At 71.9% G+C, this 24,414-nt stretch carries 16 protein-coding genes; 8 read left to right on the plus strand and 8 right to left on the minus strand.

Translation table 11 applies throughout. The annotated features are described in order from the left end of the window. Positions 1-145 precede the first annotated feature (145 nt). The gene (lon, locus tag ACIBLA_RS33475) at positions 146-2,569 is read right to left on the minus strand and encodes an endopeptidase La (protein WP_363241251.1); all 2,424 of its coding nucleotides are present in this window, start codon (positions 2,567-2,569) and stop codon (positions 146-148) included. A gap of 218 nt (positions 2,570-2,787) precedes the next feature. Between lon and ACIBLA_RS33480 the strand changes: the two genes are divergently transcribed. The 4 genes from ACIBLA_RS33480 (at position 2,788) to ACIBLA_RS33495 (ending at position 9,753) form a co-directional block, all read left to right on the plus strand. Continuing rightward, on the plus strand, positions 2,788-3,537 hold the full coding sequence (locus tag ACIBLA_RS33480) for a spermidine synthase (RefSeq protein ID WP_399200827.1): 750 nt from the start codon (positions 2,788-2,790) through the stop codon (positions 3,535-3,537). A gap of 109 nt (positions 3,538-3,646) precedes the next feature. Further along, the gene (locus ACIBLA_RS33485; protein WP_078075112.1) at positions 3,647-4,384 is read left to right on the plus strand and encodes a response regulator transcription factor; all 738 of its coding nucleotides are present in this window, start codon (positions 3,647-3,649) and stop codon (positions 4,382-4,384) included. 167 nt (positions 4,385-4,551) lie between these two features. After that, entirely contained in the window at positions 4,552-5,574 is a 1,023-nt protein-coding gene (locus tag ACIBLA_RS33490) for an ATP-binding protein (protein ID WP_363241350.1), read from the plus strand. Positions 5,575-5,874: 300 nt separating this feature from the next. Then, positions 5,875-9,753, plus strand: a complete 3,879-nt coding sequence (locus ACIBLA_RS33495; protein ID WP_399200805.1) for a multifunctional oxoglutarate decarboxylase/oxoglutarate dehydrogenase thiamine pyrophosphate-binding subunit/dihydrolipoyllysine-residue succinyltransferase subunit — start codon at positions 5,875-5,877, stop codon at positions 9,751-9,753. A gap of 84 nt (positions 9,754-9,837) precedes the next feature. Here the strand turns inward: ACIBLA_RS33495 and fxsT are convergent, their stop codons facing one another. The 7 genes from fxsT to ACIBLA_RS33530 form a co-directional block, all read right to left on the minus strand. Further along, positions 9,838-12,861, minus strand: coding sequence for an FxSxx-COOH system tetratricopeptide repeat protein (gene fxsT, locus ACIBLA_RS33500; protein ID WP_363241248.1), 3,024 nt, complete (start codon positions 12,859-12,861; stop codon positions 9,838-9,840). A 60-nt stretch (positions 12,862-12,921) separates the two neighbouring features. Then, positions 12,922-14,205, minus strand: a complete 1,284-nt coding sequence (locus tag ACIBLA_RS33505; protein ID WP_399200806.1) for an aKG-HExxH-type peptide beta-hydroxylase — start codon at positions 14,203-14,205, stop codon at positions 12,922-12,924. Between the two features lie 52 nt (positions 14,206-14,257). Continuing rightward, a complete protein-coding gene (locus ACIBLA_RS33510; protein ID WP_363241246.1) occupies positions 14,258-14,449 on the minus strand; it encodes a hypothetical protein in 192 nt (63 codons plus the stop codon). Between the two features lie 308 nt (positions 14,450-14,757). Continuing rightward, entirely contained in the window at positions 14,758-17,829 is a 3,072-nt protein-coding gene (locus ACIBLA_RS33515) for an SAV_2336 N-terminal domain-related protein (RefSeq protein WP_399200807.1), read from the minus strand. Positions 17,830-17,833: 4 nt separating this feature from the next. Next, positions 17,834-18,925 carry an AAA family ATPase gene (locus ACIBLA_RS33520; RefSeq protein WP_399200808.1) on the minus strand — a complete coding sequence of 364 codons (1,092 nt, stop codon included), beginning with the start codon at positions 18,923-18,925 and terminating at the stop codon, positions 17,834-17,836. A gap of 112 nt (positions 18,926-19,037) precedes the next feature. Next, the gene (locus ACIBLA_RS33525; protein ID WP_399200809.1) at positions 19,038-21,098 is read right to left on the minus strand and encodes a trypsin-like peptidase domain-containing protein; all 2,061 of its coding nucleotides are present in this window, start codon (positions 21,096-21,098) and stop codon (positions 19,038-19,040) included. 172 nt (positions 21,099-21,270) lie between these two features. Then, complete coding sequence (locus ACIBLA_RS33530) at positions 21,271-21,654, minus strand: CU044_2847 family protein (protein ID WP_363241242.1); 384 nt, start codon at positions 21,652-21,654, stop codon at positions 21,271-21,273. A gap of 77 nt (positions 21,655-21,731) precedes the next feature. Between ACIBLA_RS33530 and ACIBLA_RS33535 the strand changes: the two genes are divergently transcribed. The 4 genes from ACIBLA_RS33535 (at position 21,732) to ACIBLA_RS33550 (ending at position 24,405) form a co-directional block, all read left to right on the plus strand. Beyond that, the gene (locus ACIBLA_RS33535) at positions 21,732-21,920 is read left to right on the plus strand and encodes a DUF6104 family protein (RefSeq protein WP_363241241.1); all 189 of its coding nucleotides are present in this window, start codon (positions 21,732-21,734) and stop codon (positions 21,918-21,920) included. 98 nt (positions 21,921-22,018) lie between these two features. After that, the gene (locus ACIBLA_RS33540) at positions 22,019-22,918 is read left to right on the plus strand and encodes a DUF4097 family beta strand repeat-containing protein (protein WP_363241240.1); all 900 of its coding nucleotides are present in this window, start codon (positions 22,019-22,021) and stop codon (positions 22,916-22,918) included. 1 nt (position 22,919) lies between these two features. Further along, on the plus strand, positions 22,920-23,897 hold the full coding sequence (locus ACIBLA_RS33545) for a helix-turn-helix transcriptional regulator (protein ID WP_363241239.1): 978 nt from the start codon (positions 22,920-22,922) through the stop codon (positions 23,895-23,897). A gap of 211 nt (positions 23,898-24,108) precedes the next feature. After that, positions 24,109-24,405, plus strand: coding sequence for a hypothetical protein (locus ACIBLA_RS33550; protein WP_363241238.1), 297 nt, complete (start codon positions 24,109-24,111; stop codon positions 24,403-24,405). Positions 24,406-24,414: the final 9 nt, after the last annotated feature.

The following is a 24,414-nucleotide window of genomic DNA, read 5'->3' on the forward strand; positions in this document are numbered from 1 at the left end:
CCGCCCCCCCGCCCCCCCCCCCCGCGCCCCCCCCGGGACAGGGCGGCGCGGCCGCGGCCGGCCCCCCGGCGTATTCGGGGGTGTCCCGGGGGGGCCCCCCCGCCCCGGGGGGCGGGGGGCCCACCCCTCGTGCGAGGCCTGGCCGTTACGCCGCGACCGGCATCTCCGCCGGCGCCGTCGCGGACGAGGACGCCGACGAGAGCGCGATCTCCAGGACCTGGCGCACATCCGTCACCGGGTGGACCTCCAGCTTCTGAAGGATCTCGGCGGGGACGTCGTCCAGGTCCGCCTCGTTGCGCTTCGGGATCACGACCGTCGTGATGCCCGCCCGGTGCGCGGCCAGCAGCTTCTGCTTCAGGCCGCCGATGGGCAGCACACGCCCGGTCAGTGACACCTCACCGGTCATGGCGACATCCGTACGGACCTGACGTCCGCTCAGCAGCGAGGCGAGCGCCGTCGTCATCGTGATGCCCGCGCTCGGGCCGTCCTTGGGCACCGCGCCCGCCGGGAAGTGGATGTGCACGCCCCTGTCCTTCAGGTCGGCGACCGGCAGCTCCAGTTCGGCGCCGTGCGAGCGCAGGAAGGAGAGTGCGATCTGCGCCGACTCCTTCATGACGTCACCCAGCTGGCCGGTCAGGGTCAGCCCCGAACCGCCCGTCTCCGGGTCGGCCAGCGACGCCTCCACGAAGAGGACGTCCCCGCCCGCGCCGGTGACGGCCAGCCCCGTGGCCACGCCCGGCACCGCGGTGCGGCGCTCGGCCGGATCCTGGGCGGACTCGGGCACATGGTGCGGCCGGCCGATGAGGCCGCGCAGATCGCCGTCTCCTACGGAGAAGGGCAGTTCGCGCTCGCCCAGCTCGTGCTGCGCGGCGACCTTGCGGAGCAGCCGGGCGATGGAGCGCTCCAGGTTACGTACGCCCGCTTCGCGGGTGTACTCGCCCGCCAGCTTGCGCAGCGCCTCGTCCTCCAGCGTGACCTCACCGGTCTCCAGACCGGCCCGCTCCAGCTGCCTGGGCAGCAGGTGGTCGCGTGCGATGACGACCTTCTCGTCCTCGGTGTAGCCGTCGAGGCGGACCAGCTCCATCCGGTCCAGCAGGGCCTCCGGGATGGCCTCCAGCACGTTCGCGGTGGCGAGGAAGACCACGTCGGAGAGGTCGAGTTCGACCTCCAGGTAGTGGTCGCGGAAGGTGTGGTTCTGCGCCGGGTCGAGGACTTCGAGGAGGGCGGCGGCCGGGTCGCCCCGGTAGTCGGAGCCGACCTTGTCGATCTCGTCGAGCAGGACGACCGGGTTCATCGAACCGGCCTCCTTGATCGCCCGGACGATACGGCCCGGAAGGGCGCCCACGTACGTACGCCGGTGGCCCCGGATCTCCGCCTCGTCCCGGACACCGCCGAGCGCGACACGGACGAAGGAGCGTCCCATGGCGTGCGCGACGGACTCGCCCAGAGAGGTCTTGCCGACGCCGGGCGGGCCGACAAGGGCGAGGACGGCGCCGCCCCGGCGGCCTCCGACCACACCGAGACCGCGGTCGTCGCGGCGCTTGCGGACGGCCAGATACTCCGTGATGCGTTCCTTCACGTCGTCCAGGCCGGCGTGCTCGGCGTCCAGGACACGCTGGGCGCCCCGGATGTCGTACGCGTCCTTGGACCGCTCGTTCCACGGCAGTTCGAGGACGGTGTCCAGCCAGGTGCGGATCCACGAGCCCTCGGGGCTCTGGTCGGACGACCGCTCCAGCTTGTCGACCTCCTTGAGCGCGGCCTCACGGACGTGCTCGGGCAGGTCGGCTGCCTCCACGCGGGAGCGGTAGTCGTCGGACTCGTCGGCGGCGTCGCCGTTCAGCTCGGACAGTTCCTTGCGTACGGCTTCGAGCTGGCGCCGCAGCAGGAACTCGCGCTGCTGCTTGTCGACGCCCTCCTGGACGTCCTTGGCGATGGACTCGGCGACGTCCTGCTCGGCGAAGTGCTCGCGGAGCTGGTCGGTCGCCATCTTGAGCCGGGTCACCGGATCGGCGGTCTCCAGCAGCTCGACCTTCTGGGCCGTGCTGAGGAACGGCGAGTAGCCGGCGTTGTCGGCGAGCTGCGAGACGTCGTCGATCTGCTGGACCCGGTCCACGACCTGCCAGGCGCCGCGCTTCTTCAGCCAGTCGGTGGCGAGAGCCTTGTATTCCTTGATCAGTTCGGTGACGGAACCGGGCAGCGGGTCGGGCACGGTCTCCTCGACATGCAGGCCCTCCACCCACAGGGCCCGGCCGGGCCCGGTCGTACCGGCGCCGATCCTGACGCGGCCCCTGCCGCGGATCAGGGCGCCGGGGTCGCCGTCGGAGAGCCTGCCGACCTGCTCGACGGTCCCGAGGACGCCGGTCCCCGCGTATGCCCCGTCGAGGCGCGGCACGAGCAGCACCTTCGGCTTCCCCCCGTCGGAGTCGTCGCGGGCGGCTGCCTGGGCGGCTTCGACGGCGGCGCGTACTTCGGTGTCGGACAGGTCCAGCGGCACCACCATTCCGGGCAGCACGACCTCGTCGTCGAGCGGCAGCACGGGCAGGGTGAGCGGTGTGGACGTGGCAGCCATGGTCTCCCCTTCGGCAGTAAAAAGTTGAGCTATGTGGGCTCAATGCTTATGAGCCCGTCGTTGTTCCCCGGATACCCGGGGCGGGTGTTCGCTCTGAGCGATCCCGGCCCCGGTTTGTCCGCGCCCCGCGCACCCCGCGAGGATGGCGCCCGACCGGTCGGCACGCAGAACCGCCGGTCAGCCGCAGAACCAGAGGAGACGCGCCCGTGCCCGACCCCCTGCCCGACGCGACCGACGGCCGCCCCGTCACCCTCGACCGGCGTGACGGCCCGTACGGCGAGGTCGTCCTGAGGAGGCGGCCGGGCACCGACGCCGGTGGCGCCGACATCTACGAGATCATCGCCAACGGCACGTTCCTGATGGACACCTCCGACGGCCGCTCCGAGCGACTGCTGATCGACGCCGCGCAGACCGCACTCGCCCCCGACCGCCGCGACGGCCTGCCGTCCGTCCTCATCGGCGGCCTGGGCGTCGGCTTCTCGCTCGCGCACGCCGCGGCCGACGACCGCTGGGGCCGGATCGTGGTGGTCGAACGCGAGCAGGCCGTCATCGACTGGCACCACGAGGGACCGCTCGCCCGGATCTCCGGCGCCGCGCTCGGCGACCCGCGCACTGTGATCCTCCACACCGACCTGGTCGAGTACATCCGTACGACGCCCGAGGTCACAGAGGTCGCGGAGGCCACCGGCCACGACTTCGACCGTTACGACGCCCTCTGCCTCGACATCGACAACGGGCCCGGCTGGACCGTCACCGACGAGAACGCGGGCCTGTACACACCCGGCGGACTGGCCGGCTGTCTGGCGCGGCTCAACCCCGGCGGAGTCCTCGCCGTGTGGTCCGCGCAGCCCTCCCCCGCCTTCGAGGATGCGCTGCGGAATGCCGGTTTCAGAGCGGTAACGACCGAAGAGATCACAGTTGCCCGAGGAGTGCCTGACGTGGTCCATCTCGGCATTCGCCCTGCGTAGCCGGGAACCCTCCGGTGCCTCTACGCTGCTCCCCACACACGGGATCTACATTTGCATACGGGACGTAGATCGAGGAACACGGATCGCGGAACGTACCAGGGGCGGGGCGATGGAGCAGACACACACCAGCCAGAACGGGGTCGCGGCCACACCCGGAGCGCAGCGCCGGGTGCTCGTTGTCGAGGACGACGCGACGATCGTGGACGCCATCGCGGCCCGGCTGCGCGCCGAGGGCTTCGTCGTCCAGACCGCCGTCGACGGCCCGGCCGCGGTGGACGCCGCCGAGGCGTGGCAGCCGGATCTGATGGTGCTCGACGTGATGCTGCCGGGCTTCGACGGGCTGGAGGTCTGCCGCCGCGTCCAGGCGCAGCGTCCGGTGCCGGTGCTCATGCTGACGGCGCGCGACGACGAGACCGACATGCTCGTGGGGCTCGGTGTCGGGGCCGACGACTACATGACCAAGCCGTTCTCGATGCGGGAGCTGGCGGCGCGGGTGCATGTGCTGCTGCGCCGCGTGGAGCGCGCGGCGCTGGCCGCCGTGACGCCGCGCAGCGGCATCCTGCGCCTGGGCGAGCTGGAGATCGACCACGCGCAGCGCCGGGTGCGGGTGCGCGCCGAGGACGTCCATCTGACACCCACCGAGTTCGACCTGCTGGTCTGCCTGGCGAACACGCCGCGCGCCGTGCTCTCGCGCGAGCAGCTGCTGGCCGAGGTGTGGGACTGGGCGGACGCCTCGGGCACCCGCACGGTCGACAGCCACATCAAGGCGCTGCGCCGCAAGATCGGCGCCGAGCGGATCCGTACGGTGCACGGTGTGGGCTACGCGCTGGAGACACCGGCACCATGAGCCGGTCGCCGGGCGGGCGCGGCGAACAGGACGAGGGCCCCTTGCGTGCGGGCCGCGTCCCGCGTCCCGCGCGCAAGGGCCCGGCCCGGATCAGGGCCGGCCACGGGGCGCTCGGCGGGCCGGACGACGGCGGTCTGCGGCCGTTCTCCATCAAGACCAAGCTCGGCATGCTCGTCGTGGTCTCCGTACTGATCACCACGGGCCTGCTGATGGTGGCGCTGCGCACCGAGACCGAGCTGCGCTTCATCACGGTCTTCTCCATGATCGCGACGCTGCTGATAACGCAGTTCGTGGCGCACGGTCTGACGGCCCCGCTGGACGAGATGAACACCGTCGCGAAGGGCATCTCGCACGGCGACTACACCCGGCGTGTCAGCGGCGCCGACCGCCGTGACGAGCTGGGCGACCTCGCCTCCACCATCAACCGCATGGCGGACGACCTGGAGGCCGTGGACCGGCACCGCAAGGAGCTGGTCGCCAACGTCTCGCACGAGCTGCGCACCCCGATCGCCGCGCTGCGCGCCGTGCTGGAGAACGTGGTGGACGGGGTGTCCGCCGCGGACCCCGAGACGATGCGTACGGCGCTGAAGCAGACCGAGCGTCTGGGCAGGCTGGTCGAGACGCTGCTGGACCTCTCCCGGCTCGACAACGGCGTGCTGCCGCTCAAGGCGCGGCGTTTCGAGGTGTGGCCGTATCTGTCCGGGGTGCTGAAGGAGGCCAATCTCGCGGCGTCGCAGCGCGGTCTCAGTTCGGGGTCGGGCAACCACACCCGTACGGACGTCCATCTGCATCTGGATGTGTCGCCGCCGGAGCTGACGGCGCACGCGGACGCGGAGCGGCTGCACCAGGTGGTGGCGAATCTGATCGACAACGCGGTCAAGCACAGCCCGCCGCACGGCCGGGTGACGGTGCGGGCGCGGCGCGGGCACGGGCCGGAGTCGCTGGATCTGGAGATCCAGGACGAGGGGCCGGGTATCCCGGAGCCGGAGCGGCACCGGGTCTTCGAGCGCTTCAACCGGGGCAGCTCACCGTCGCCGCACGGGCCGGGCAGTGACGGCGGTACGGGGCTGGGGCTGGCGATCGCGAGTTGGGCGGTGGATCTGCACGGCGGGCGCATCGGGGTGGCCGAATCCATGCGCGGGTGTCTCATCCAGGTGACACTTCCGGGAATCCCTCGGGCGCGGGGTTGACGTAGGGTTCGAACCGGAGGCACCGGAAGACCTCGTTCCATGAGGTATTCGCTCGGGCGACGCCGACGCGGACCCTGTTCAGGGGCCGAAAAGGCGGTATCACCGGCATGGTGCGTCCACAGTTCCGAGGACAGCTCTAGGAAACCTGGCTTGTTTCCCGCCAATTCCTGCGCCGAAACCCGCCTTCCGGTGTGACTTGCATGACGTTCCCCCGCCCGGTCTGCTCCTCTCGGTCCGGTAGGCGTAGCCTTGATTCCCGCTGTCCATCACCTTGTGAAGCGGAAGAGGGCGGTTGCCGCCGTGTCGTCTCAGTCCCCCAGTAACTCAAGCGTCTCGACCGACCGGACGGGGCAGGACCAGAATCCTGCCGCCGCCTTCGGGCCCAATGAGTGGCTCGTCGACGAGATCTACCAGCAGTACCTCCAGGACCCGAATTCGGTCGACCGTGCCTGGTGGGACTTCTTCGCCGACTACAAGCCGGGCACGACCGGTGCGGCGGACAAATCCCCGGAGCCGGCCGCGACATCCACCGCAGCCGCGGGGGCTGCTGTGAGCGCCGCACCGACCGCCACGACCACCGCCACCACCACGGCTCCCGCCGCCCCGGCGAAGCCTGTGGCAGCCGCGCCCGCGCAGGCCCAGGCCCCCAAGGCCGAGACCCAGGCGCCCGCCGCCGCCCCCGCCGCTCCGGCGAGGCCCGCCGCCGCTGCCCCCGCGCCGGCGAAGGCCGCTCCCGCCGCCAAGACCGCCGCCAAGACCGCGGCCAAGCCGGTGGAAGAGCCTGCCGAGAAGCCCACGGGACCCGAGTACGTGACGCTGCGCGGCCCGTCGGCCGCTGTCGCGAAGAACATGAACGCGTCGCTGGAACTGCCCACGGCCACGTCCGTGCGCGCCGTCCCGGTGAAGCTCCTCTTCGACAACCGCATCGTCATCAACAACCACCTGAAGCGGGCGCGCGGCGGCAAGATCTCCTTCACGCACCTCATCGGGTACGCGATGGTGCAGGCCATCAAGGCCATGCCGTCGATGAATTACTCCTTCGCCGAGAGGGACGGCAAGCCCACCCTGGTCAAGCCGGAGCACATCAACTTCGGTCTGGCCATCGACCTGGTGAAGCCGAACGGCGACCGGCAGCTCGTCGTCGCGGGCATCAAGAAGGCCGAGACGCTCAACTTCTTCGAGTTCTGGCAGGCGTACGAGGACATCGTCCGCCGCGCCCGCAACAACAAGCTGACGATGGACGACTTCACCGGCGTCACCGTCTCGCTGACCAACCCCGGCGGTCTCGGCACGGTGCACTCCGTGCCGAGACTGATGCCCGGTCAGTCGGTCATCATGGGCGTCGGCTCGATGGACTACCCGGCGGAGTTCCAGGGCACCTCGCAGGACACCCTGAACAAGCTGGGCATCTCCAAGGTCATGACGCTGACCTCCACGTACGACCACCGCGTCATCCAGGGCGCCGCCTCCGGCGAGTTCCTGCGGATCGTCAGCCAACTGCTGCTCGGCGAGAACGAGTTCTACGACGAGATCTTCCAGGCGCTCCGGATCCCCTACGAGCCGGTCCGCTGGCTCAAGGACATCGACGCCTCGCACGACGAGGACGTCACGAAGCCCGCGCGGGTCTTCGAGCTGATCCACTCCTACCGGGTGCGCGGCCATGTCATGGCCGACACCGACCCGTTGGAGTACCGCCAGCGCAAGCACCCCGACCTGGACATCACCGAGCACGGCCTCACCCTGTGGGACCTGGAGCGGGAGTTCGCGGTCGGCGGCTTCGCCGGCCAGTCGATGATGAAGCTGCGCGACATCCTGGGCGTGCTGCGCAACTCGTACTGCCGCACCACCGGCGTCGAGTTCATGCACATCCAGGACCCGAAGCAGCGCAAGTGGCTCCAGGACCGTATCGAGCGCTCCAACACCAAGCCGGAGCGCGAGGAGCAGCTGCGGATCCTGCGCAGGCTCAACGCGGCCGAGGCGTTCGAGACGTTCCTCCAGACCAAGTACGTCGGCCAGAAGCGGTTCTCGCTGGAGGGCGGCGAGTCCGTCATCCCGCTGCTCGACGCGGTCATCGACTCGGCGGCCGAGTCGCGGCTCGACGAGGTCGTCATCGGCATGGCCCACCGCGGCCGGCTCAACGTCCTGGCGAACATCGTCGGCAAGTCGTACGCGCAGATCTTCCGCGAGTTCGAGGGCAACCTCGACCCGAAGTCGATGCACGGCTCCGGCGACGTGAAGTACCACCTGGGCGCCGAGGGCACGTTCACCGGTCTCGACGGCGAGCAGATCAAGGTCTCGCTGGCCGCGAACCCCTCGCACCTGGAGGCGGTCGACCCGGTCCTCGAAGGCATCGCGCGCGCCAAGCAGGACATCATCAACAAGGCGGGCACGGACTTCACCGTGCTGCCCGTCGCGCTGCACGGTGACGCGGCCTTCGCGGGCCAGGGTGTCGTCGCCGAGACGCTCAACATGTCGCAGCTGCGCGGCTACCGCACCGGCGGCACGGTGCATGTGGTGATCAACAACCAGGTCGGCTTCACCGCCGCCCCGGAGGCCTCGCGCTCCTCGATGTACGCGACGGACGTCGCGCGCATGATCGAGGCGCCGATCATCCACGTCAACGGTGACGACCCCGAGGCGTGCGTGCGGGTGGCGCGGCTCGCGTTCGAGTTCCGCCAGACGTTCAACAAGGACGTCGTGATCGACCTCATCTGCTACCGCCGCCGCGGTCACAACGAGGGCGACAACCCGCAGTTCACCAACCCGCAGATGGTCACCCTGATCGACAAGAAGCGCTCGGTGCGCAAGCTCTACACCGAGTCGCTGATCGGCCGCGGCGACATCACGCTGGAAGAGGCCGAGCAGGCGCTCCAGGACTTCCAGGGCCAGCTGGAGAAGGTGTTCGCCGAGGTCCGCGAGGCCACGTCGCACCCGGTCCCGGCCCATGTCCCGGACGCCCAGGCGGAGTTCCCGGTCGCGGTCACGACGGCCATCTCGCAGGAGGTCGTCAAGCGGATCGCCGAGTCCCAGGTCAACATCCCCGACCACATCACGGTGCACCCGCGGCTGATGCCGCAGATGCAGCGCCGCGCGGCGTCGGTGGAGGACGGCACGATCGACTGGGGCACCGGCGAGACCCTGGCCATCGGCTCGCTGCTGATGGAGGGCACTCCGGTCCGGCTGTCGGGCCAGGACACCCGCCGCGGCACGTTCGGCCAGCGCCACGCGGTGCTGGTGGACCAGGAGACCGGCGAGGACTACACCCCGCTGCTCTACCTGGCCGACGACCAGGCCCGTTACAACGTCTACGACTCGCTGCTGAGCGAGTACGCGGCGATGGGCTTCGAGTACGGCTACTCGCTGGCCCGCCCGGAGTCGCTGGTCATGTGGGAGGCCCAGTTCGGCGACTTCGTCAACGGGGCGCAGACCGTCGTCGACGAGTTCATCTCCTCGGCGGAGCAGAAGTGGGGCCAGACCTCGGGCGTCACCCTGCTGCTGCCGCACGGCTACGAGGGCCAGGGCCCGGACCACTCGTCCGCGCGCCCCGAGCGCTTCCTCCAGGTGTGCGCGCAGAACAACATGACGGTCGCGATGCCGACCCTGCCGTCGAACTACTTCCACCTGCTGCGCTGGCAGGTCCACAACCCGCACCACAAGCCGCTGGTCGTCTTCACCCCGAAGCTGCTGCTGCGGCTGAAGGCGGCGACGTCGAAGATCGAGGAGTTCACCACCGGCGGCTTCCGCCCGGTGATCGGCGACTCGATGTCCGAGGCGGGCACGATCAATCCGGCGGACGTCCGCAAGGTCGTCTTCTGCGCGGGCAAGGTCTACTACGACCTGGACGCCGAGCGGCAGAAGCGCGGTCTGACGGACACCGTGCTCGTGCGGCTGGAGCGGCTGTACCCGCTGCCGGGCGCGGAGCTCCAGGCGGAGATCGCGAAGTACCCGAACGCCGAGAAGTACCTGTGGGCGCAGGAGGAGCCGGCGAACCAGGGTGCCTGGCCGTTCATCGCGCTCAACCTGATCGACCACCTGGACCTGGCGGTCGGCGCCGACGTCCCCCACGAGGAGCGGCTGCGCCGTATCTCGCGGCCCGCGTCGTCGTCGCCGGCGGTCGGCTCCGCGAAGCGGCACCAGGCGGAGCAGGCGCAGCTGTGCGCCGAGGTGTTCGACGCCTGACGGCTCTGATCCGACGCAGTACGTACGAGGGCCCGGCACCGCGCGGAAGCGGTGCCGGGCCCTCGTACGTACGGGGCCGGGCGCTCAGCCCAGATACGGCTCGAAGTCCCAGTAGGGCCGCACCCGCTGGCGCGCCGACAGCGTGTGCTGGTGCTGCGCGCCCATGGTGCGCGTCAGCTTCTGGAGCGCGTCCTCCTCGACCTTGTCCGCCTCCTCGCGCTGCTGGAGCGCCCGCAGATCGGCGGCGAGCGCCGTCTGGCTGGAGAGCGTCATCGGATGGTCGTCGCCCAGCACGGCACGGGCGCGCCGCAGCGTCTCCCTGCTCAGCTCGGCGGCCTCCTCCAGCCGTCCGGTCAGATTCCGCCCGCCCGCCGCGTTCAGCGCGCAGCCCAGCGTCCACGGGTGGTCGTCGCCGAGCAAGGTGCGCAGACCGGTCAGCGCCTGCTCGAAGAGGACGAGCGCGCCGTCCCTGTTCCCCTCGGCCTGCATGAGGAGGGCGACGTTGGACTGCATGCCGGTCGGTACGGGGTGGGCCTGGCCGACCAGGGTGCGGTAGGTGTCCTCGGCCTCGGCGAGGAGGTCCTTGGCCTTGCCCAGATCGCCGTGCACCCGCAGGAAGTTGGCGTAGTCGGTGACGAGCATCAGGTTGTTGTGGTGGCCCTTGCCGTTCACCCGCTCGTGGCGGGCGAGCAGGTCGGCCATCACCGGACCGATGTCCTCGCCCTGGGACCCCGCCCTGCGCTTGCACAGGATGAGGTTGTGCTGCGCCCACAACGTCTGCGGGTGCCGCTCGCCGAGGACCTGGATCTGGGTCCGCACGATCAACTCCTGGCGGGCCAGGGCGTCGTGGTAGCGGCCGAGGAGCCGCAGGTCGCGGGCGCAGGCGTTGCCGGAGTGCAGCGTGTCGGAGTGCCGGGCGCGCAGGACCGCCTCGCGTTTGCGCAGGGTGTCGAGGTCGGTCTCGTACGCCTTCTCGTACTGGCCGAGGAGCCGCAGGACCACGCCCAGATTGTGCTGGGCGTGAAGAGTGTTCCACTCGTCGGCGCCGCGAAGCTCCCGGCCGACGTCGACGACGTCCCGCTGGAGCCGGTACGACTCCGGATAGCGGCCCAGGAACCGCAGGTCGGAGCTGAGTCCGCTGTTGGCCGTCATCAGCCTGACCGGGTCGGGCTCCGGCTGGGCCAGCAGGAGACCGAGGACCGCGCTGTCCCGGTCGTACGCCTCGTGGAACCGGCCGCTCGCGCGCAGCATCACCGTGGTCTGCGCGGTCAGCTCCAGCATGTACTCGGAGTCGGGCGCGAACAGGTCGGCCCACTTCTCCCTGACCCGCCGGGCCAGGTCCATGCCCACGGTGTACTCGCCGCTGTTGTAGCAGTACTCAAGGCAGTTGAGGATGAGCTGGGTCGTGCGCGGATGGGTGCTCTCCAGCGCGCCCGAGGTTTCGAGCTGGGGCAGGATCTCGGCGTACCGGGGCCACTGCCTGCTGTCGGAGGGCTCTCCGGGGTCGCTGCCGACGAGGACCTGGCGGACCACGGCGCGGTGGATCTCACGGTCGTCCCCGGCGGTGAGCCGGCTGACGATGCCGTGCACGACACGGTGCATGTGGACGGACTCCTGGCGGGGCCCCGCGTCGCGGCCCGCCGACACGGACGCGCTCCGTGAATCCTTGATGATGACCGAGTAGTTGGCGAGGGTGTCCAGCGCGCGTGGCCAGTCCGGGCTGTTGTCGGCGATCCAGCGCAGCTGCTCGGGCAGGTCCGCGGGGTTCACGCTGCGGACCAGTCCGATGGGGATACGGCCGGGCGCGAAGCAGGCGCAGAGCTTGAGGAGTTCGAGGGCGCGCGGCTCGGACTCACGGACCCGGTTGAAGAGCATCGACCAGGAGGTGAGGGAGGAGCTGGGGTAGTCGCCCAGCTCGGAGACCTCGTCGAGAGGGTTGATCTCGCCGCTGTGGACCTTGTCGAGGTATTCCGGTACGGGCATCCGCAACTCGCCGAGCAGTGCCGCCGCGTGCGCCATCTGGAGCGGCAGGTCCTGGAACTCGGCGGCGACCTCGTCGGCCTCGGCCGCCGTGATGTGCGGGGCCCGGCGCATCAGATAGCCGGTCGACTCGGCGCGGGAGAAGACGGGCACCTCCACGACGTCGCCCACGGTGCGCCAGCCGTGGTTGCGCGAGGTGATCAGCACATGGCCGGTGCCGCCGCGGGGCAGCATGGCTGCGGCCTCCTCCACGTCCTCCCAGCCGTCGAAGATCACCAGCCAGCGGCCGTGCGGATCGCCGCGGCGCAGCGCGTCGCGCACGGCGCGGATCCGCTCGCCGGGCTCGGAGCCGCTGCGCAGCCCCAGCGCCGGTGCCAGTTCGCCGAACCGGTCGCGCTGGGTGCCGCGCTGGTCGGAGTTGACCCACCACACGACGTCGTAGTCGGGGCTGAAGCGGTGGGCGTACTCGGCGGCGAGCTGGGTCTTGCCGATGCCCGCCATTCCCACCAGCGCGCAGACGGACGCGCCCGGTTCGACGTCGGTGAGCGATTCCTGGACACGGTTGAGCAGTTCGTCACGCCCGGTGAAGCGGTTGTTGCGGCGCGGCACCTCGCCCCAGACGGCGGGTGCGTCGCTGGGGTAGCGGGAGTCGGGGGCGGCCATGTCGACGTTGGCCGTGGCCGGTTCGAGGGAGAGCCGGGTCAGCAGGCGTCGTTCGGCCTCCTGTTCGCCGATGCCCCACAGATCGACCGGTTCCAGGACTGCGGTGGCCGGCAGCAGCGAGCGGTTGGTCAGATTGACGGCGGCGAACCGGTCGGCGTTGTCGGCGACGAAGCCGCGCAGCACGTCGTTCCACTCGCCCTCACGGCGCGGTCCGAGTTGGAAGAACCACTCGCTGAGCACCAGCAGGATCCGGCCTCTTGCCAGCAGGAGGTCGCCGAGGGCGTCCTCCAGGGGCTGTTCGCGATCGGGGTCCCAGCGGTGGGACGTGACGCGATGGCCGTGGGCTTCGAGCCGGCGCGCGATCCAGGTGGCCCACGGCCGGTGATGGCCCGGAAAAGCGACCACGAAATGCTGGGACTCCTGATCGGGTCCGCCGTCCCCCGCCAGGTGCCGCTGAGCGACCATGCGCGCGTCTCCTCATCCCTCTGTCGTTCTGTGCCGTTCCCTGACGGCGCGTTAGATACGTTACCGAACGTCACCATCACCGGACAGGGAATCGGACAGTGCGTACGGGCTATTCGGGACCTGCCCGAGCGACGTCAGGTGCTGTTTCATCGAAACGACGAAACGCGCCCCCTGCTCGGTGAGTTGGTGGCTGTGCAGCAGGACCGGGAGCGCGTCGGCGACCTGTGCCCGGTACTCCTCACGGCGGGTGCGTGCCGCCCGGCGGGCGGCCGGTGCCGCACCGGGGCGGTCGGCGACGCGCGCCCACAGGTCGGCGAGGGCGAGGTGCGCGTACGTCCCCTGGAGTACACCGTCGAGGGGGCGCGGATCCGCGCGCCAGGCGACCCGGTGGACGGCCGCGCCGTCCGCGTGGTGCAGCGCCACGAGGTCCGCGAGGACGGCGAGTTTGCTGTGGGCCAGTTCATGCACGAGCACCTCGGCGAATCGCCGGGCGGTGTCGGGCAGCGCGGTGTGCACCGCCCACGGCGTCGCCCTGAGAGTTCCGCTGGACGCGCCCTCGGCGCCTTTGTCGACCGGCGCCATGGGGACCACGGACCGTACGAGACCGGTGACTTCGGCGGCGCGCCACGGGTCCGCGGACTCCAGTAAGGAGATGGCGGCGCGCCAGCGGTTGAGCCAGACGGCGCGGTCGGGCCGCCGCCGTACGTCCACGGCGGGGGTGTGTCCGGTGCCGAGGTCGTCGAGCCGCGCGGCGCTGCCGGGCAGCGCCGCGAGGGACGTCCAACCGGCCCCCGCCCCTTTGCCGTCGGCCCGCAGCAGTACGGACCGGGCGGAGCACCCCACGGGGGTGAGCAGCACACCGCGCGGGCCGGAGCGGATCCGTACGCGGGGTGTGCGGGCGTCCTGGACGCCGATGCCGGGCAGGACGAGACGCCCGTCGGCCGTGGGGAGCACCGTGTCGAGCCGGGCTCCGGTGCGCAGTGCCGTGGCGACGGCGATCCCGCCGAGGGGGTGGAGGGCGGCGGCGAGGCCGTCGGGTCCGGGCGCGTTGAGGGCGTCCACGACCCAGCCGCCGACGGCGGGGTAGTCGAGGAGCCTGCGGGCGGCGGCGGGCGCGGGTGACTCGGCCCGCTCCAGGAGGCGCCAGTCCCGGTCGAACGCGGCTCGGGCGTCCGCGGCCACGCCGGCACGCTCGACCCTGGTGAGAAGCGCTTTCAGCAGGACCAGCCGACGGCTGTGCAGGGCGGCCTGCAGCAGGTCGACGTCGGGTGTCCGCTGGCGGGTGGCGGCGAGCCGCACGAGGGCACCGGGCGGGACCGCGAGGGTCCCCGGTGCCGCAGCCATTACCTCCGCTCCGCGCAGAGACTGGCCGAAACCCGACGCCGACCGGGCTGTTTCACTGCCCGTCTTTCCACAGATCGGTCAGCGAGTCGGGACAGCGGAGCACGTCCTCGACGGCCGCCGTCAGCGCTGCGTCGTCCAGATCCTGAAGGGTGCGCAGATCGACCCCGGTGAGATCGGGGAGCACAGGGCTGCCGGGAATCCCACTGACCTGCCCCGCGGATCCGGCCACACGTTGCTCCAGCACTCTTGCTCCTCCCCGATGCCCCCGAGGGCGTGTGGTGAAAGTCCCGCCTTGCGCTCGCACACACCAGACGCCGTGAGCACCGCTCTGCGGGGCGGACGGCGCTGCGTTCACGGCACGCCCGTGGGAGCGCTGCCGTGAGGGTTCTTCTTCCCGAGGCCCACGATTCGGAAACCCGTTCCCCACACAGGGAGTTGGTGTTCCGGCCGTAGGACGTAACTTCGGGGACACACGGCGGGAGCGCATGCCGGGCGCGCGGAAGCATGTGCCGGTCGCGCACGCACACGGCCCGTGAGACCGGGTCGGTTCGCTCACGCCCTCCCCGTTCCCCGCTCCCCGGCCCCTCCCTGCCGCGACGCCTCCACCCGCTCACGGGTCGCCCGTGCCTCGTCCAGGGGGATCGGCGTGCCCTGTTCCGCCAGGCGGCGCCAGTGGGCGTCCGCCGCGCGGAAGTCGGACAGGGCCGCGAAGGGGCGGGCCATCCGCTCGTACAGTTCGCCGCGGCCGTGCAGCGCGCGGGCCTCCGTGAGCGAGGGCGATTCGGTGTTCTCGCGCAGTGCCCGGCCGTAGGCCGACTCCGCCGAGGCGAAGTGCGACTCCGGCTCCGGCAGCTCCAGCCGGGCGCCCGCCAGCTGCAGCCAGGAGCGGGCCCGCGTGTCCGGGTCGGCGGCGCGGCGGGCCGACAGCTCCAGGTTGTGGCAGCCCTCGTACACGTCGGGCAGGAAGCCGCTGTCCGCGCGGTCGCCGCGGTAGCGGTCCAGCAGGGCCGTACCGAGCAGCAGATGGAGGCGCCAGCGCAGCGGTGCGTCGGAGGAGACGTTGGTGAGGGCTTCGCGCAGGATGCCCTCCGCGCGGTCGGGGCGGCGGGTCTCGGTGAGCAGCATCTCGCCCCATTCGGCGAGGAGTTCGCACCGGATGACCTGGCTGTCGCGCGGCGCGCTGCGCTCGGCCTGCCGGTACGCGGTCGCCGCCGCTTCCCAGTCCCGTATCTCGCGGTGGATCCGGGCCCGCTCACGGCAGGTCCGAAGCAGCAGTGGGGCGCTGTCCTCGGCCGCCGACTCGGCCGCGTCGGTGAGGGCCAGCAGTTCCGCCGTGTCGTGCTCGCGTGTCAGCCGCAGCGCGGCCACGAGGTCGAGGAGCGCTCCCGCGCGGCGGTGCGGCGGCGCCTCCAGGTCGTCCAACAGGGCGAGCGCGCCTCGCAGTTCGCCTGCGGCGGCGGTGGCAGTGGCGGTGGCGGTGGCGGAGTCCTCCCCTTCGGGCTCCGTCCTGGCGAGGTCGAGCAGGACCCGGCCCATCCGCAGCCGGCGTGCGGTCTGCGTGGCGAGGTCGCCCCCGTCGGGCATCTCGGCCAGCCCGGCCACCGCCGCGCGCAGCCACCGCACGTCGCCGTCCTGGCGCCACAGCTCGTGCCGGACGTCCGCGCGGGCGACCGCCGTCGCCGCCTCGTGTCCGGTGAGCAGCCCCTCGGCGCGTACCAGCAGCCGGTGCGCCTCCGCCGGATCGCGGCGCGCCTCCGCCGTGTTGGCGCGGGCGAACAGCACCCGCCCCAGCAGATGGCGGGAGCGCCCGTCGCCGTCGGCGGCGAGCGCCGCCTCGGCGAGCGCCTGCGCGTCGAAGAGCATCTGCCGGTCGCGCCGGTCGCGCCACAGGCCGAGCAGCCGCTCCACCTCGTCCAGCCTGCCGGGCACCGGCCGTACGGGCTGGTACCAGCGCACCACCCGCGCGGGGACCTGCGCGAACAGCTCCTCGTCGGCCTGCGGCCCGCCGTCGGGGTCCTCCGGCACCGTCGGCTCACCGGCGTCCAGTCCCTGGAGGCGGGCGACGGCCAGCGCCGGGAAGTTGCGCATGCCCTTGCCGAAGCGCCGGGTGACGTACTCCGACAGGTACTTGAGGACCAGCTCGGCGGCGCCCCGGTCGAGCATCTCCAGCAGCAGTTCGCGTACGCCGGGCGCGAAGTCGTACCGGGGTCCGGGCACACCGGCGGTGTCGGGCAGCCGCTCCAGCAGCCCGCCGAGGAGCACTTCGGCCAGTTGCATGGGGCCGGTGTCGGGGAGCAGCGCCTCCTGTACGAGCTGCATGACCGGCAGATAGAGCGGTACGGCCGCCAGATGCACGGCCAGTTCGAGCGCGCCGGGCGACGCGCCGGAGCGGAAGTCGCGCAGCCGGGCCTGCGGGGTGCGCGCCCCGCCGTACGGGCCCGACGCGGGCTGCGCCGGGTGCCGCGGCAGCACCCAGCCCGCCGCGCCGCGCATCGTACGGGTGCCGGTGCCGCCGAGCAGCCCGGCCCAGCCGCCGAGGACCCGGGCGGTCGGCAGCAGGACGGGCACCGGGAGCGCGCCGGCGGGCGGCTCGGCGCGGCCGTGTCGCTCGTCGGCGACGAACCGCATGCCGCGCCCCACGCCCGGCTCGTGCACGAGCATCCCCGGATCGGCGGGCAGCGCCGTACGGTCCCACAGGCGCGGCGGCAGCGGCTGCACGACGGCGATCTGGGAGACCTCGGCCCAGCGGTGCAGCAGCCGCTGGGCGCCGCCGGACTGCCACAGCGGCCCCACGCAGTCGCTGATGACGAGCGTGAGCCTGCGGCCGGTGACGTCGCGGTGCTGGTCGGCGGGGCGCAGCCGGGTGTGGTGCGAGTCGGGTCCGGTGCCGGCCATCGCCGAACCGTCCGGTCCCTGGTGCAGATAGTGCACCTGCACGTCGCGGAAGGCGCCGAGCCGTTCGCAGGCCTGCCGGAGCCGTTCCAGGGTCAGTTGCCACACGGAAGCGGTCGGGGAGGCGTCCATCAGGAGCTGGATCTCGGCCTCCCGGTGCGCGGCCGGGCGGCGTACGGGGCGCAGGAAGCCGTCGGCGGCGCTGCGCTCGGCGGTCGCCTCCTCGTCCAGTTCCGCGCCGAGGACCGGGGGGACGGGCGGGCGGTAGCCGCGCAGGGGGCGCAGCGCGCGTTGCAGCTCGAGGAGGCCGGAGACGGCGCCGGTGGCGGGGGCCCGTATCGGGAAGGACCTGGTCGGGACGGCGTCGCCGCCCGACGGTGCGTAGAGGGACAGCGGCGCGGTGTGTTCGGCGCTGCGGGGCGGCGGCTCGGGCCGGGGTTCCGGTTCGTCGCCGGCCGGCCGGGCGGCCTCGTCGGGCCCGGTGTGCCGGGCGGGCGGAGGTTCATGATGCTCCGGACGATCCCCTGTGCGCGGCTGCGGAGCCGTCAGACGCGCCAGCCAGACGGCCTCGGCCAGCTCTCTGGCCGACACGTCGCGGCCCGCCGCGCGCAGCCGGCCGACCAGCTCGGCCAGCCCGTCCGGCCCGGTGGGCGCTCCTGCGGACGGCCCGGCGGGGTGCGGGCCGGACGGCGGATCGGCGGCGTCGCCGGGGGGCGGGCCGGGGGTGGTCACGCCATCACCTCGGACGGTCGAGAGGGCGGAGCAGCATCTCGGCGAGCCTGTTGCGGGTGACCGGCTCGGCGTTGGCCGCCCGCTGCGTCACGTAGAGCGCGTTGAGCAGCTGGTCGGTGGCCACGACCTCGCCGGGCTCGCGTTGCAGGAACCGCTCGATCAGCTCGGCGCCCTCCTCCAGGGCCTCCTCGCCCAGATGCGCCGCGACCATCGCGGCGAGCTGTTTCTCGCCGGGCGGTTTGAGGTCGAGCTGGATGCAGCGGCGCAACAGGGCGGCGGGGAAGTCCCGTTCGCCGTTGGAGGTGAGGATGATGAACGGGAAGGCGGTGCACCGTACCCGGCCGCCCGTCACGGTCACCGGTGTCCCGTCGTCGGTGAGGACGTCGGTCGCCGGCTCGCGCTCGACGCGCCGCTCCAGCTCACGGATCGTGAACTCGCCCTCCTCCAGGACGTTCAGGAGGTCGTTCGGCAGGTCGATGTCGCTCTTGTCGAACTCGTCGATGAGCAGCACGCGGGGCAGTCCGTCGGCCGACGGCAGCAGTGCCGTACCGAGCGGGCCGAGCCGGATGTACGACCCGATGGGCGGCTGCCGTACCGCGTCGCCGGACACCGCCCGGTCGAGCTGCACGTCCTGGAGGCGGCCGATCGCGTCGTAGTGATAGAGGCCGTCCTGAAGGGTGGTACGGCTGACGATGGGCCAGCGCAGCACGCGGCCGAGGCGCAGTTCGTGGGCGACGGCGTGCGCGAGGGTCGACTTGCCGGTGCCGGGATTGCCGGTGACCAGCAGCGGACGGCGCAGCTGGAGCGCGGCGTTGACGGCCTCGACCTCGTCGGGGCGCGGGTGGAAGGACTCCACGAGGCGGCGTTTGACGCCCAGCCGGCGGGCGTTGTCCACCTCTTCGGAGTCCGGCGCGCCCGGTGAACCGGCCGGCGTACCGACCATGCCGTCGGGATCGTCGGGGCCGTCGAGGCTGTCGGGGCCTGTCGCGCCGTCGGGGCTTCGCGCGGTGAACTCCCGCCAGGGGGGCGGATCGGGTAAGTGCCGCGCACCGTCGTGCGGCAGCCCCGCTCCCCGGTAGATGCGCCAGTCGCTCACAGTAGGCTCCTCATCGATGTCAGCCCGGCGTGCGCCCGGCATCGTGGACGTCCGTACCCCGCCTGGTCGTCCTTACCCCGTCCGCAGCAGGTCACTTGGGGGCATCTGTCTGTCATGGCTGCGGTGCGTGCAGAGGTTCGTCGAGAAGCGTCGGCCTGTGTGGCGGATCGTAGATGAGGACGATGTGCCGTGCCCAGGCCGTGTCCGGGTCGGATCGGCCGGCCTGGCCGGACTTGTGGGGGTCGGCGCTGAGGTTGCGCAACACCCGTACGCGCTCGCGCAGTTCACTGCCGGTGGGCGCCTCGCGCACCAACTGGGCGGCCTTGCGATGGAACTCGGCGCAGTCGTCGTGCCCGTCCTCTGCCGTACGGCGGCACAGCACGGCGACATGGCCGGCGTGGAAGGCGCGGGTGAGGACGCGCGAGCCGCGCCCGGTGGCCGTACTGGCGCAGTACACCGGCAGGGACGCGCCCGCGACGCCCGCCGTGCTCACCGACAGCCGCGCGTACGCCGCCTCCTCGCCCTCGGGCACCTCCGCCGTGTGCCCCCGGTCCGGCACGTCCAAACAGAGCGGTACGGCTTCCAGCGGCCCGCGGTCGGTGGCGCGTCTGCCGCGGTTCCACTCCGGGGTCACGCCGTCGCGCCTGCGCAACTGGTCGCGCAGGGCGACCACTCGGCGCAGTCCGATCGGGAGGGTGTGCACGCTGGGCGGTTCGTCGGCGCGCGGCAGCCGGGCGCGCCATTCGTCGACGGGCTCGTCGAACAGCGCGCGTGGCAGCAGGAAGTCGACGGCCGCGACATACTGCCCGGCGTCGGCGCGGGCCAGTGCCTCGCTCAGCCCCTGGCGTACGGCGGCCTCAAGTCCGCCCCGCGGGACGCCCTCCTCGTCGTACCGGACGGTGGTCGTGCCGCCGTCGGAGTCCAGCAGCTGCACGCGCCAGGGGTGGGTGCCGTAGACCTCGGGCTCGATGACAACGAGCACGTCGTCGTGGGCCGCTTCGCCGGATCCGGCGCGCCGGCCGCCGGCGGTGGCAGTGGCGGCGTCGGCCGGGCGGTCGTCACCGGCGAGGAGGGCCAGGCTCTCCTCGCGGATCACCTCGGTCTCCAGGGCGTTGGCCGCTGTCTCGACCCAGTCGCGGAGTTTCTTGGCGCCGGGGGTGTCGCGGGGCGTGCGGAGGGCGCCGTACACCATCGCGGCGTACAGGACGACGGCTTCCTGTTCGAGATCCCGTCCCGCCAGCGTCGCTTCGGTGTGCTCGCGCGGGTCGTAGAGCAGGCCGGAGCCCTCGCGCCAGGTGCGCGGGTCGTTGGACTCGATGCGCTGCGGGCTGCGCAGCAGGCGGCGGCTGGTGTTGTTGACCAGATGCAGCACCTGGCCGGGGCCCGAGGGCGGTTCGATGTCGGAGAACAGCCCGTACAGCTGGGTGCGTGACTGCGGTGTGAAGCTGTGCGGCTGGCCCTGCGCCAGCGCGAGGCGGGTGTGCAGCCGGGGCCAGCAGTCGCCGGAGCCCTCGAAGCGCCGCAGGTGGTGCCGGTCGTGGGCGCCGATGACCTCGGCCCAGAGGGATTCGGCGCCCTGGTCGCAGAGCGTGCGCAGCGCGGTGACGGACTCGGCGCGGCCGATGGTGACGTCGCCCTGCTTCTTGCCCTTGATGACGCCGATGACCGATCCGCGCCGGGTGTCGATGACGGGGCCGCCCGAACAGCCGTGCAGCACAAGGCCGCTCTGGAGCCACATCGGGTTCCTGCGGCGCCCTCCGGTGGCCATCGCCGTCGCGGAGACGAACTCCTCGGCGCCGTGCGCCCCCGACGTCTGCGTCCAGCCGTACAGCTCGACCTCGGCGGGGGTGGCCGCCGAACGGTCGCTGAGCCAGAGGCAGTCGGGGAAGTCGGCGCCCGGCACACGGACGAGCGCGAGGTCGTGACCGGCCAGGACATGGGCGATCTCGCCGTCGAACCGCTCGTCGTCATAGGTGGTGACCGTGACTGGGCCCCCTGGCTCCCGCTCCATCGCACCCACCCTCTTGTCCACGACATGTGCGCAGGTCACGACCCATTCGGGGGCGACGAAGAAGCCACTGCCCCAGAATCCGGCACTGTCAGCGTCATACCCGTCGGCGGCGGGGCCGATGCGGACGACTCCCCGGCTCACGGGGTCTTCGAGGGAGCTCATGCGTCAACACACGGGGAGTACGAGGGCGTTGGAACGGCGCGCACCGCAACCGCGCCCGTTCGCACGGCGCAGGCCGTGACGGCGCGCCTCCTCCCGCCGAGCGATCCGCCAACGATCCGAGCGTCTTTCATCCGCACCCCGTTCCCCCGAAGTTGAGGCAAGTGGGACGAGGCTAACCGGATGATCCCGAAGTGGGGAGTGGTTCCGGTCCCGGTGGGTCCGTCGGCGCGTCCCTGCCCGGCTGCCAGGTGAGAGTGACGGAGATGGACGCCTTGGCCTCCCCACCGGCCAGGACGGCGGCCACCGCGGCGCCCGGTTTCATCGCCAGCTCGATCCCGAACGTGGCACTGACCTCGCTCGGCCCCGCCGCCCGCGCGGCGTCCATCACGGTCGCGCCGACGGCGGCGATCACCTCGTTGACGCGGGTGACGCCCGAGCGGAGCCGGTCGACGGCTCCGACGTCGTCGAACTCCGACTCGTCCGGCCGCAGCACGCCGACCCTGGCGAGAATGACCTGCCCACCGGGCAGGACCACCTCCTGTACGTCATGCTCCATCGCCACCGCTCCCCCTCGCTCCAGATCGATCCGGTGTGCGATACCTCCCCTCCCCACCAGGTAGTTACGCTGTTCGCATGTATTTCACTGATCGCGGGATCGAGGAGCTGGAGAAGCGGCGGGGCGAGGAGGAGGTCACCTTCGAGTGGCTGGCCGAGCAGCTGCGTACGTTCGTCGATCTCAACCCGGACTTCGAGGTTCCGGTGGAACGCCTGGCCACCTGGCTCGCGCGTCTCGATGACGATGACGACGCCGCTGACGAGTAACCATCGCGATAGGTCTTGACTTCCCCCACCCGCGATATATCGTGTTGAACAAGAGACGCGATATGTTGCGTCGTGGCCGGCCGCAGGGAGTCAGCACCATGGCAGAGTCGACGTGGGAAGTCAGCGAGCCGAAGAGGCTCACTTTCGACGACCCGGTGACGGCGCTCAGTGTGCGCATCGTGAACGGCACCGTCAACGTCGTCGGCATCGACGAGACCGTGCTGGCCGATCAGGGCGGCGCGCGCCTGGAGATCTCCGAGATCCACGGCCCGCCCCTGATCGTGACGCGCGAGGGCACCACCCTCACCATCGCCTACCAGGACCTGCCCTGGCACAACTTCCTCAAGTGGCTCGACAGCAAGGGCCGCCGGCGCCGCGCCGTCGTCTCCCTCACGGTCCCGGCGGGGGCGAGCGTCGAGGTCGGCGTCGTCGGGGCGGGTGCCGTGATCTCGGGGATCAAGGGGCGTACGGACGTACGCGGCGTGAACGGTGACACCACCCTCGTCGGCCTGGCCGGCCGGGTCAGCGCGGAGACCGTCGCCGGGAACGTGGAGGCCCAGGCCGTCACCGGCGACCTGCGCTTCAACTCCGTCTCCGGCGATCTGACCGTCGTCGACTGCGGGGGGTCCTCCGTACGGGCGGACACCGTCAGCGGCGACATGGCCATCGACCTCGAACCCGCCGGCGGACCCACCGACATCAAGGTCAACACGGTCTCGGGCGAGGTGGCCATCCGGCTGCCGCACCCGGCGGACGCGAAGGTCGACGCGAACACGGCGAGCGGGTCGGTCTCCAACGCGTTCGACGATCTGCGGGTCGGCGGACAGTGGGGCGCGAAGAAGATCACCGGCACGCTCGGGGCGGGTACGGGGCAGCTCAAGGCGATGACGGTGTCCGGCTCGATCGCCCTGCTCCGCAGGCCACCGGCGGAAGAACCGTACGAAGCGGCCCAGCCGACACCCGCGGACGCGGCGCCCGCCGACAACAAGGAGTTCTGACATGCCCCCGGTCTTCGCCCACGGCCGCCTCCGCCTCTACCTGCTCAAGCTGCTCGACGAGGCACCACGCCACGGCTACGAGGTGATCCGGCTGCTGGAGGAGCGCTTCCAGGGCCTGTACGCGCCCTCCGCCGGCACGGTCTACCCGCGGCTGTCCAAGCTGGAGGCCGAGGGCCTGGTCACGCACGCCACCGAGGGGGGCCGCAAGGTCTACTCGATCACCGAGGCGGGCCGCGAGGAGTTGGCGGGCCGTACCGGTGAACTGGCCGACCTGGAACTGGAGATCCGCGAGTCCGTCTCCGAACTCGCCGCGGAGATCCGCGACGACGTACGGGGCGCGGCGGGCCGGCTGCGCGACGAGATGCGCGCGGCGGCGGCATCCGCGGGGGCCGGCACCCGGGCCGGCACCTCGGCCGGCGAGGGCCCGGACCGGGACTTCGGCCCCGTGGACGGGGAGTCCTGGCGCGCGGCGGAGGAGGAGCTGCGCCGCGCGAAGCAGGAGTGGAAGGAGCAGGCCCGCCGGGCGAGGGACGAGTCGCGCCGGGCGCGTGAGGACGCACAGCAGGCGCGCCGTGCGGCCAAGGAGGCGCAGGAGACGGCGCGCGAGGAGATGCTGCGTATCGCCAAGCAGGTCCAGGACCAGGTCCAGGGCCACTTCTCGCGCGGCGACTGGCCGACGGGGGTACGGGAGGGCCTGTCCGAACTGTCCACGCAGCTCGGCGGGTTGGCGAAGGGCTCGGCGTGGCCGCCGTACGTCAAACCGGACGCGGCGGACACGGACCCCACGTGGGCGGACGACACCCCCACGACGGGCGACCCGTCCCGTGACCTGGACCGCCTGCTGGACCGCTTCCGCGACGAAGTCCGCGACGCGGCGCGGGACCACGGCGTGACGGAGGCCCAGCTGTCGGAGGCCCGCCGCCACTTGTCGACGGCGGCGGCCCACATCGGGGCGCTGCTGCGGCGACCTCCGGCGTAGGGGGTACGGGTGCGCCTGCGGCGCGCCGGGTGGTTGCGGTGGTGTCCGAGTGCCGCTCCGGGGTCCTGGCCGGACGGCATGATTTACGGCGCGTGCACGGCTCGTTGGCCCCGAGGGAACCGGCATTCCCACGCGCCACACATCAGCCTGAGTGTCCGACCACGACCCCTGCGCGTCTCCCTTCAGCCGCAGGCCGTGCAAGACTCCGTGCGTGCCCAACTGGATAACCTCGCGCCGTCTGGGCGCCACCGCCGTCCTGTACGCCGTCTTCGTCGGCGGCTGGTATCTCGGACAGCCGCTCCCCTCCGTCGGCTGTGACACCCCTGAGCCGGCGTACGTGGCCGAGGGCCCGAACACGATCCCCGAGCCTGGCCAGTTCACCAAAGGGCTCCAGCAGACCGTTCGGACGTTCGCCACCGCCGAAGTTGTCGACACCGCCACGTTCGTGAGTTGCGACGGGACTCCCAAGCCCCGCCTGGTGGCGTGGGTGACGGGAGACTGGCGCTGACGGATCCCG

This window comes from Streptomyces sp. NPDC050433 (assembly GCF_044458565.1).
In the GTDB taxonomy this organism is placed as follows: domain Bacteria; phylum Actinomycetota; class Actinomycetes; order Streptomycetales; family Streptomycetaceae; genus Streptomyces.